The 10,441-nt window shown below is 59.2% G+C and carries 10 protein-coding genes; 6 read left to right on the top strand and 4 right to left on the bottom strand.

What is annotated here, in order from left to right:
* Positions 1–216 (top strand): transposase (locus GBM95_RS12730; protein ID WP_226963263.1); only part of this gene is annotated, 216 nt, incomplete at its 5' end.
* A gap of 98 nt (positions 217–314) precedes the next feature.
* Here the strand turns inward: GBM95_RS12730 and GBM95_RS09600 are convergent.
* Together GBM95_RS09600 and GBM95_RS09595 are read right to left on the bottom strand one after the other, a co-directional pair.
* On the bottom strand, positions 315–527 hold the full coding sequence (locus GBM95_RS09600; protein WP_152158900.1) for a TOBE domain-containing protein: 213 nt from the start codon (positions 525–527) through the stop codon (positions 315–317).
* A gap of 155 nt (positions 528–682) precedes the next feature.
* The gene (locus tag GBM95_RS09595; RefSeq protein ID WP_152158899.1) at positions 683–1,261 is read right to left on the bottom strand and encodes a GNAT family N-acetyltransferase; all 579 of its coding nucleotides are present in this window, start codon (positions 1,259–1,261) and stop codon (positions 683–685) included.
* 231 nt (positions 1,262–1,492) lie between these two features.
* On the opposite strand from GBM95_RS09595, the gene GBM95_RS09590 reads away from it, so the two are divergent.
* The 5 genes from GBM95_RS09590 to leuD all read left to right on the top strand — a co-directional run bounded on the left by GBM95_RS09590 (position 1,493) and on the right by leuD (position 9,123).
* Positions 1,493–2,170 carry a TetR/AcrR family transcriptional regulator gene (locus GBM95_RS09590; protein WP_152158898.1) on the top strand — a complete coding sequence of 226 codons (678 nt, stop codon included), beginning with the start codon at positions 1,493–1,495 and terminating at the stop codon, positions 2,168–2,170.
* Positions 2,167–3,366 (top strand): efflux RND transporter periplasmic adaptor subunit, encoded by a 1,200-nt coding sequence (locus GBM95_RS09585; protein ID WP_152158897.1) that lies wholly within the window; start codon positions 2,167–2,169, stop codon positions 3,364–3,366. Before GBM95_RS09590 ends, GBM95_RS09585 begins: the two co-directional genes overlap by 4 nt.
* Positions 3,363–6,683, top strand: a complete 3,321-nt coding sequence (locus tag GBM95_RS09580; protein WP_226963262.1) for an efflux RND transporter permease subunit — start codon at positions 3,363–3,365, stop codon at positions 6,681–6,683. The genes GBM95_RS09585 and GBM95_RS09580 overlap by 4 nt, the downstream gene beginning before the upstream one ends.
* A 299-nt stretch (positions 6,684–6,982) precedes the next feature.
* Positions 6,983–8,440, top strand: a complete 1,458-nt coding sequence (gene leuC, locus GBM95_RS09575) for a 3-isopropylmalate dehydratase large subunit (protein WP_152158896.1) — start codon at positions 6,983–6,985, stop codon at positions 8,438–8,440.
* Positions 8,441–8,463: 23 nt separating this feature from the next.
* Entirely contained in the window at positions 8,464–9,123 is a 660-nt protein-coding gene (gene leuD, locus GBM95_RS09570; protein ID WP_152158895.1) for a 3-isopropylmalate dehydratase small subunit, read from the top strand.
* Between the two features lie 191 nt (positions 9,124–9,314).
* Here the strand turns inward: leuD and GBM95_RS09565 are convergent, their stop codons facing one another.
* Entirely contained in the window at positions 9,315–10,202 is an 888-nt protein-coding gene (locus GBM95_RS09565; protein WP_226963264.1) for an AAA family ATPase, read from the bottom strand.
* 48 nt (positions 10,203–10,250) lie between these two features.
* The coding region (locus GBM95_RS12725) for a hypothetical protein (protein WP_226963261.1) at positions 10,251–10,441 on the bottom strand (191 nt) is incomplete at its 5' end.

Raw genomic sequence — 10,441 nt, 5'->3', positions numbered from 1 at the left:
GTAGGCACTAACCGCCTGGAAGGCGCCAACAACAAGATCAAGGTGTTGAAGCGAATCGCCTACGGCTTTAGAGATTTCGAGTACTTCGCGCTTAAAATCAAAGGAATGCTCCCAAGCAAGGGACGCTCACCTTGGGATCGCTTATCCCACGGCAGGGTAGTCGTCGGGAATGCGATTCGGGAAACTCAGTTATGGGATGGAGCTACTTCCCTATAGGTATCGTTTGCCCGGTAATTTCCGAAGAGCCAAAAAAATCCCCTCGCGGAGAGATCTGTCAGGGGATTTTTTTCGTCCTGGGTTAAAACCCGAAAACGTTAGTCGTCAACGCCGATCATGACGTTCGACGCCTTGATGATGGCGTAGGCCTTGCCGCCGACCTTGAGGCCGAGCGTCTTGGCGGAGGTCGTCGTGATGGAGGAGACGAGCTTCTCGCCTGCAGCCGTTTCAATCACGACTTCGGTCGAAACCGGGCCTTCCTTGATGGAAAGAATCTTGCCTTCGAGGGTATTGCGCACAGAAATCTTCATTTTTGAACTCTCTCTCAAATAAAACCCGGGGCTCAGGGCTCCGGGTGTCGAATGGCGGCAAGTCTAGCCGGGAAAGGGTGAAGAAACACTGAAGACTCTTCAAAAAATCCTCATCAAATGTGCTTTTCTGTTGAAGAAAGCTTCCGGCTGCCCGCTTATTCCCTGGCCCAGCGCTCGAGCACGGCTTCGACCTGCTCGCGGGGAAGATCGTCAAAGGCTTTCGGCGGCACGGGTTCGCCTTCGTAGCTCCCGATCGCCTTTCTGAACCAGCTCACCGAGTGCCAGGCTCCGTTTTTCCAGCCCGCGAGCGGATAGGTGCCGACGAGCTCAAACCCCAGGCTCATATGGAGCTTTTCCGACGGCGGATTGGGCGACGTGACGCACCCGTACGCGGCCTTCATGCCCTGAAGCGCGAGGAGTTCGAGAAGGAGACTGTAAGACTTCCGTCCCCAGCCTTTTCCCGCAAGCTTGCGCGATAGGTAAATCGAGAGCTCCGCATTCCACTGGTAGGCCGCCCTCTCCATGTGACGATGCGCATAGGCGTAGCCCACGATCGTTCCCGCATCGTCCTCAAGCACGAGATAGGGAAAGAATTCGCTGATCGAACGGATGCGTCCCTCAAATTCCTCAACGGACGGAAGCGCGTACTCGAACGTAATCGTCGTATCGATGTATTCGCGGTAAATCTCAAGAAGCTTCGGAGCGTCGGCAGGACAGGCAGTGCGAAAGCGCATGAATGACCTCGTTCAGAGAAAGGGCCTCGGAAAAACGAAAGCTCATGATAGGCCGCCGGTTCTTCCCGGCAGGGCTTTCCCGCTCCGCGTAAAGAAGAGCTTTGACGCCTGTCAGAGAGTCTTGGCGCTTTGCCGGTATCCGGGTTTCTACCCTGGTTAGAATTCACTTACCGACCGGTTAGTCAATAGAACCGGCAGAAAGTCTTCGAATAAAGAAAAGAAAGAAGCGTCATGGAAGCAGACGAATTTAAAGAATCCCGTCCGGGCGACTCCCGGGAAGCCATCCTCAACGCCGCGGAAGCCCGCTTTGCCGCAGCGGGCATTGACAGCGTCTCCATGCGCGAGATTGCCGAAGACGTCGGCATCACCAAGGCGGCGCTCTACTACCACTTTCCGGGCAAGGACGCCCTCTGGCTTGCAGTCTGCGAGAGGCTCGCGAGGATCCACATCACAGGGCTCACGGAAGCCGTGGCAGGCATTCCTGATCCGCGGGAAAAGCTGAAGGCCTTTGTGAGCTTTCTCGTCGACCGGTTCTTTGAAAACCCGAACCTGTCGCTTCTCATTCAGCGCTCCATCCTCGATCCGGACGAGGAACGCTCCCGCAAGTGCTCGGACATTGCCTATCGCGAAACCTTCCGGATCCTTTACGACCTCGCAGGGAAGCTCGGCATCACGGAGGACCGGCAGCACTGGGCGCTTCTCGTTGCCGGCATGTGCCTGATGCCGTTTGAAGCGAGAAAAACCCTCGCGTGGCTCCCTGGAGCTGAAAAGGGAAACTTCACGCCCGAGCGGATCAAGCGAAGCATCCTCAGAATCCTTTTCCCGGAAGGCTTTTCTGGCACGCCGCCCCGGGAGATTCAAACGAATTGCCAATCCAACAAAACGTCCGCACCGGGAGAATCCAGATGAGCCCCAGGCATTTCTCCGCTTCATTCTCTCTGAGCCCGATTCCCGCTTTGAGCCTCTCCCTCGTCGTCTCTCTCGCCTTCTCTCTTGCCCTCTCCGGCTGCGGGAAGGATGAAGCGCCTCAACTGAAATCACAAACGGAGCTCCCGATCGAAGCCGTGGAGATCATTGCGCCCCTGAGCGTCCCGCAGTCGATCACCGCGCTCGGCGAAGTCGTTCCCGACCACCGCGTGGAGGCTGCGAGCCGCTTGTCGGCCTACATCGAGGCCATTCCGAAGAAGGAAGGCGACCTCGTGAAGGCGGGCGACGTGGTGGCCGAGCTCGACTCCCGGGATGTGGAAGCAGGCGTCCGCACGGCCGCCGCGAAAGTGTCGGCGGCTGCGGCAGCCGCCAAAGACGCGGCGCTTGACCATGAGAAATTCTCTGCGCTTTATAAAGAAGGGCTCGTATCGGAAAACGACTGGCGGAAGATCACGCTCAAAAATGAAGCCGCCCAAAGCGACAAACGTCAGGCGGAAGCCATGCTTGCTGCCGCAAAGGCGCAGCTCGCCTACACGACCGTGCGCTCCCCCATCGACGGTCGGGTCGCCCGGGTGCTGAAGCGCGAGGGCGATCTTGCACTCCCCGGTCTCCCCATTGTCGTCGTTGATTCGGAAGCGAACCCCAAGGTGGAATTTTCAATCCCGCAGAACCAGCGTCAGGAGCTTCAGCCGGGCACGGCAGCCCTGGTGAGGCTTGAGGGCGACGATTCGCCATTCACGGGAACCATTGAGCGCACGACCGAGTCCGCCGACCGGATTTCAAGAACGACGCTTGCGCGCATTGCGTTTTCCGAGGACGATCGGACGAAGGCCGAAGCGCGCCTCAAGCCCGGGATGTACGTCCGGGTGGAAGTGAAGCTCGATGGCAGAGCGGCGAACGCCTCGTCATGGATTCCGGAATCCGTCCTCGCAACCCGCGGGGGACTCGAAGGCGCATTCGTTCTTGAGGACGGAAAGGCGAAGTTCAGGTGGCTGAGAATTGGGAAACGTCAGAACGGTCAGGTTGAAGTCCTGGCCGGCCTCAATGCCGGCAGCGAGAGCGACTCCCTCATCAACCATCCTTCCGGAACGCTTCGCGACGGGAGTCCCGTGAAGGTTTCAGAGACTCAGGATTTCCATAAGGACGCCGCATCGAAGCCCGAAGGAGCGAGTGAATGAAACCCAAATCCGACGCGCCTCAAATGCATTCCACCGCTCCCAGGGCAGAAGCCCCCGTTTCCGCCGAGGATCTCAAAAGCGAACACACGATCACGGGCCGGATGGCCGCGCTCTTCATCGATTCGAAGCTCACCGTGATCGTCATGATCGCGGCGCTTCTCTTCGGCATCTGGGCGATCCTCACGACGCCCCGCGAGGAGAACCCGCAGATCACGATGCCGGCCGCCGCCGTCATTGCCGTGATGCCGGGTGCGGAGCCCGCAGAAGTGGAAGCGAAGGTCGTGAGGCCCCTCGAAGCCATAATCAACCAGGTGAGCGGCGTCGATCACGTCTGGGCGACGGCGAGGGATTCCGGAGCCCTCGTCACTGTCCAGTTCAAGGTGGGCGAAAACAAGGAAGCGTCGCTTGTGAAGCTTGCCGACCGCGTGATGGGCGGTAGAGACGCTCTGCCTCCGGGCGTCATCGGCCCCTTCATCAAAAGCGCCGACGTGGACGACGTGCCGATCCTCGCCGTGACGCTCGTTTCCGACAAGTACGGGGACTATGGGCTGAAGCGCATTGCCGAAAGCGTGCTCGACAACCTTTCAGGCCTCGAGGACATTTCGACCACCGCGGTCTACGGCGGACGGGACCGGGAGCTTCTGGTCACGATTGAGCCTGAAAAACTCTCCGCCTTCGGTCTTTCCTTTGCGCAATTGAAGCTCGCGCTTGCCGCCTCGAGCGTCGCCGGCCCCCTCGGAAACATCATGGAGGACGGGAAGGAAGCTTCCGTCCGGGTATCCGACTTTATCGAAAGCGCTGAGGACCTTCGGAATCTCGTTGTCGGGATGTCACCCGAAGGCCGCCCGATTCATTTGAGGGACGTCGCCCGGATTGCCGACGGTCCGGATGAAACGAGAACCCATTCCACGCGCTTCGGCTGCGGGATATCCGGAACGGACTGCAGGGGAAATGCCGGAGAGGTTCAGACCGGGATCGACGAAAAGGAGAGCGTGACGCTCTCCATCGCGAAGCGCAAGAACGCCAACGCCGTGACGGTGGCGGAGGCCGCCATTGCACGGATCGAGCGCATGAAGGGCTCCGTCATACCGCAGGATGTCGGGGTCTACGTCACGCGAAACGACGGCGACAAGGCGAACGATGCCGTCAACACATTGATCGAGCACCTCGGGATTGCGGTCTTCGCTGTGGTATCCGTAACGCTCGTCTTTCTTGGTTGGAGAGCCGCCGGGATCGTCGCGATTACGGTGCCGCTCATTCTCGCGATAACGCTCGGCGTCGTCGGACTCACGGGCTTCACCATCAACCGCCTCACGCTCTACGCCCTCATCATTGCGCTCGGGCTCCTTGTCGACGACTCGATCGTCGTCATTGAAAACATCGTGCGCCACTACGGGCTCTCGCCCATCCGGGATCGTGCGGACAAGATGGAGCGCTCAATCGTGGCACCCGGCGAAATCGGAAGCGCCACGCTTCTCGCGACGATTGCCGTGATGCTCGTCTTTGCCTCCCTCATCCCGGCGCTCACCGGGATGCCGAAGCAGTACTTCTACCCCGTGGGCTTTGCCGTGCCGGTGGCGCTTGCCGCTTCCTTCCTCATTGCCTATACGGTCGCCCCCTGGGCGGCCCTCCGGTGGATGCCGGCCCCGAAAGTGAAGCCCGTGAAGAACCGTGAGGCTTCTTCAGGGAGTGAGGACATTCCGGGCGGAAGACTCGGGTCCTGGTACAGCATTCCGGCAAAGTCTCTGATCGGGCATCCGAAGCGTGAAGCGCTCTACGTTCTCATTCTGGTTCTGTTGATCGCACTCTCCTTCGCGATGCCCTTCTGGCAGCTCGTGAGGCCCTCGGGGCCGGGCGGTCCCTCGCCCGAGTTCGGCGTTGAAATGGGGTTCCTGCCGAAGGACAACAAGAACACCTTCAACGTGACGGTGGAGATGCCCTCGGGAACCCCGGTTGAAGTCACCGACCGTACCGTTCGCGACGTGGCGGAGATCGTCTCCCGGATCCCGGAAGTCCGAAACTGGCAGAGCTCCTCGGGGCTCGCCGACGTCCCGGACTTCAACTCCATGATGCGGATGAGCCCGGAGAAAGGAAGCACCATCGGTGCGGTGCGCGTAAATCTCACGGACAAGAAGACGCGCGAGAGAAGCTCGATCGTCATTGCCGCGGAATTGCGCGAGGCGTTGAAACCCGTTTCAGCCAGATGGCCCGGAAGCACCATTCAGGTCCTTGAAGACCCGCCGGGGCCGCCTCTCAAGGGGACCCTTTATGCGGAACTCTATGCGAAGGACCCGGAGCTCCTCCGCTGGCTTGCCGACAAGGTTGAAGCGGAATTCCGCTCGACCTACGACATGGCTGAAGTGACGAATACCGCAAAGGCCGACCGCCCTCAGATCGCGCTCTCGATCGACCGGGAAAAGGCGATCCGCGCCGGGGTCCTCCCGGCTTTGGCCGCTCATGAACTGAAGGCCCTCACCGACGGCTCCGTGATCGGCTACGCTCATGCACCGGGCGAGCGCCTCGCCCAACCCATCCGTGTAGAAATCGCCAGGGGCGAAGCGTTTGATCCCGCATTTCTATCCGGCGTCACGGTACCGAGGTTTGCGGGCGTGCGCGTGCCGCTCTCGGAAATTGTGACCTCCGTCCCGAGAACGGAGCCAAGGGAGATCGACAAGAAGGACGGCGTCATGACGGCAGCCGTCGGGGGCGAGCTCGCCTCCACGACGCCTACCTACGCCGTGCTCGACCTTGACCGGAGGTTGAGCGGCCTCGCTCTTCCCGGCGGCGGCACGCTTGCAACCGGGAACCTCACGTGGTCTGACGAACGCCCCGACCTCACGAGCACGAGAGCCGTTCTTCTCTGGCAGGGCGAAATGCGGATGATGCTCGACAGCTACCGGGATCTTGCGAAGTCGCTCCTCCTTTCCGTGGGCGCCATCTTCCTGATCCTCGTTGCCTACTACCGCTCCTTCGGACTCGCGATGATTGCGCTCTCCGCGGTTCCCCTCTGCTTCATCGGGATCTTCCCCGGACACTGGCTCATGAACGTGCAGTTTTCAGCTTCGTCCCTTGTCGGCGTGACGGCGATCTCGGGCGTCGTCGTGAGGAGTTCGCTCCTCATCATCGACTTCGTGATCGACTATCTGAAGGCGGGACTCCCGCTCAAGGACGCGCTCATCGACGCGGGCGCGGTGAGGCTGAGACCGATTCTTTTGACGACACTCGCGATTCTTCTTGGGAGCGTCATCCTCATTCCGGATCCGTCTTCGGAGGCTTGGCAATTACCTTCATCTTCGGCACCGTCGCCTCGACCATAGGCACGATCTTCCTCGTTCCAGTGCTTCTCAACTATTACTTTGCGAAGCATCCGTACGCGGATCCGGAAGGAGGCGTAAGGTAAAGGGAAAAACCTCTCTCCCGTTTTGAGGAAAACGCCCGGCGCGCGTTTCGGGGATGAGGCGGCATCGCCGCCTATCCCCACCGCCCGCGCGAAGCGGTTGACCGGGGATGCCGGGGTGCGTTGAGGGCTTTTCCCGAAGTCCTGCTGACCCCGGCCGACTCCCTGCCCCTTACCTCGTGAAACGGGACGAAAATCAGAAAAGGAGAACCCCGCAACATGACGGCTCTTTCAAAAGAATGCTCAACTCCTCGCGCTTCAGTGCGTCCCCGCACGCTCTACCAGAAGATCGTCGACGCCCATACGGTGAAGAAAATCGATGCGGGAACCGTGCTTCTCTACTGCGACGCGCACTTTGCAAATGAATACACGTCGCCCCAGGCCTTTGCGGGCGTGAGGGACCGCGGGATTCCGGTGGCGGTCCCCGATGCGCACCTCTGCGTCGTCGACCACATCATTCCGAGCGAGGACGTCACTCCCCGCGTCATTCACGACCACGCGAGCCTCGTTCAGGCGGAAACGCTCGAAGCCAACTGCCGTCATTTCGGAATCGACGCCTTCTATGGGCCCAATGACCCGGACCAGGGCGTCGAGCACGTTCTCATGGACGAACAGGGGCTGGTGCGCCCCGGAATGGACGTAATCTGCGGCGACAGCCATACGACGACGCACGGCGCGCTTGGGGCGCTCGGATTCGGGATCGGCACGTCCGAGATCGAGCACATTCTCGCAACTCAGACCCTCGTCTACCGGCTTGCGGGCAGCATGAAGATTGAGATCAGAGGGGAATTGCCGTCGACAGCAACCCCGAAGGACCTTGCGCTCACGGTGCTCCGCACGATTTCCGCCCGCGGCGCTCTCGGCAAAGTCGTCGAATACACCGGCGAAGCCGTAACTGCCCTCCCGATGGAGGGGCGCTTCACGCTCTGCAACCTCACGGTTGAAGCCGGCGCCAGAGGGGCCCTCATTGCGCCCGACGACAAGGCGCTTGACTGGGTGAAGACGCATGCTTCAGGACTCTCGGAAGAAGACTTTGAAGCCATGGCCGACTACGCCAGGACGCTTCAAAGCGACCCCGATGCTCACTGGGATGAAACCGTCGTGATCGACGCTTCAAATGTCCGCCCGATGACCACCTGGGGCACGTCGCCGGATCAGGCGACGGCGCTTGATGAACCTATTCCCGACCCGGAAGACTTCCAGGATCCGATCCAACGGGAAGCCGGAAAGCGCGGGCTCGAATATCAGGGACTTGAGCCAGGCCGCACAATGGCGGGCGTCCCGATTCAGCATGTCTTTATCGGTTCCTGCACGAATGCTCGCCTCTCAGACCTTCGGGCGGCTGCGGCAATTCTGAAAGGCCGGAAAGTGCACGCAGGAGTTCGCGCTCAGGTGATGCCGGGCTCCATGCGGGTGAGGCGTGAAGCAGAAGCCGAGGGGCTCGACCAGCTCTTCAAGGACGCCGGGTTCGAATGGCGTAAGAGCGGCTGCACCCTCTGCCTCGCGATGAACGGCGACATCCTGGGCGACGGCGTCCGGTGCGCCTCCACCACGAACCGCAACTTCGAGGGCCGGCAGGGGCGAGGCGCAAGAACGCATCTCGTGAGTCCGGAAACGGCGGCGGCATCCGCCGTCATGGGCGTCCTCACGAACCCCAACACGCTTGGAAGGCTTTAAGGATTGTCCGGAGGCAAGAAAAAATGGAAAAGTTCTCAACCCTCACTGCGGTTGCCGCGCCCATCGACATCGACAATCTCGACACCGACCAGCTGATGCCGAAGCAGTTCCTGCACGGTATCGACAAATCGGGGCTCGCTCAGGGACTTCTCTGGAACTTCCGCATGAATGCGGACGGAACGCCACGGAGCGACTGCGTTCTCAATCGCCCGGGATTTGAAAAGACGAAGATCATCGTTTCGGGCCCCAATTTCGGCTGCGGTTCGAGCCGCGAGCACGCCGTCTGGGGATTGATGCAGTACGGCATTCGCGTCGTCGTTGCGCCCTCCTTCGGCGAAATCTTCTATTCGAACTGCTTCAACAACGGCCTCCTCGCTGCCCGGGTAACGCCTGAGGACGGAGCGGAGATTCTTTCCGTTCTGTCGGAAACGGAGCCGGTGGAGCTTACGATCAACCTTTCGGCTCAGACGATTGAAGCCGCGGACGCGCATAATCCATGGCGCTTCGACATCGCACCGCGCCACAAGCAGATGCTTCTTGACGGGCTCGACATGGTGGATGCAACGCTTGCCGACAAGGCGGCGATTGATGCGTTCAGGTCGGCGCATGAGAAGGCGTTTCCCTGGATGGCGGGGCTCCCGGGGAAGCGGCAGCGTTTGCGGGATGCGGGGACTCGCGTGTGAGCCAGCGAGCGGCGTCTTTCATTGCGGCAGGGAGCGTCGCTTTGTCCATTGGAAGGGCTTTTGCCAGCCTTCAAGCGGGTTGTCTTCACGAATAGGATGACCCGGGCCATCAAAGGAGCATCTACGGCGAGAAGGATTGCAGATGCCATGCATTGAACGCTACGCACGAGATGGTGCAGTTTTATCCCGCGTTATTGGTGCATTGGCGATCCGCGCTTTAGTTTCTCCTCGGAGCAGAGTTGCTCAAGAAAATGCTCGACCTCTTTGTTGGGACATCCCAGTTCGACCTCGGCCATGTTGAGCTTCGACTTGATGGTGAGGCAGCCTGTCTGCACGAGAAGCGCCTTGAGGGAGATATTCTGGCCGGAGCCGAAGCCTTCGAGCTCATCCATCGTGATGCTTGCAGGCTTTTTGAATACATCTGGCGAGCTGAGCGCCTGGCGTTTAATGAATTCCAAGAGGGCTGAACGGTCTCCTTCATTCCTGGACCAATAGTTTTGGAAGCCTTTTTCCGGGTTCCTGAGAAATTGAAGGACAGAACCAGGGCAGAAGACTTGCGTTTCGGCTTCGGAGTCGAAGGAGAAGCAGCCGTAGTGCCTGCGCATTTCGTCGAGAAGCTCTTCTCTGCTCAGATTGAGTACTGCTTCAGCATTCTTCAGATAGTCGCTGAAGTTGCTTTCAATCTCAGCTTCAGTAAACCCGAGCAGTGTTCCATAGTCGGGGTCGAATGTAATGTCTTCGAGAATATTGAAACCGCCAAAGATACCATCGAATCCGATTCTCATCTCACCCGTCACGAAGAGGAATCGAAGACAGCCTTCGTATTCCTTGATCGCTGCATAGAACTCACTCAAGACACGGTTTACCTGATCGAAGAGCTTTGGATCATCAAAGTGAATGGTGAGAGGAATATCGTAATCGTCAATCAACACAACGATTGAATTGGGATCGAGTGTGCTCAGCCAAGACTTCCATTGGTCGATGAAACGGACGGAAGTATTCGTCGGATCAAATTTAAACCCTAAGGGCGAGAAAGCGGATGCGATGAAGCTATTGAATGCTGCACGAAAACTTTCAATTGTCTTCTGGTGCTTACATTAGATGTCATACTAACTTTCGCCACCCCTTCAACCTTTCATGGAGTGGCAAAACATGCGATATTCGCAGGAGTTCAAAGACAACGTCGTAGCGCGCCTGCTGAGCAAGGAGCTCAGCATCTGGTGAATGTCAAGTGAGCTTTCGCCGATTTTGTTCTTAAAAAGTAGGTTGTAGTCTGAGCTCAGTGAGGGCTTTGCCCTCTCCGCCTTCGGCGGATTCA

It is taken from the genome of Sutterella seckii (assembly GCF_009183815.1).
GTDB classification, from domain to species: domain Bacteria; phylum Pseudomonadota; class Gammaproteobacteria; order Burkholderiales; family Burkholderiaceae_F; genus Sutterella; species Sutterella seckii.
Note: the sequence above shows the minus strand (reverse complement) of the source record. Positions and strands in the feature narration are given on the sequence as shown.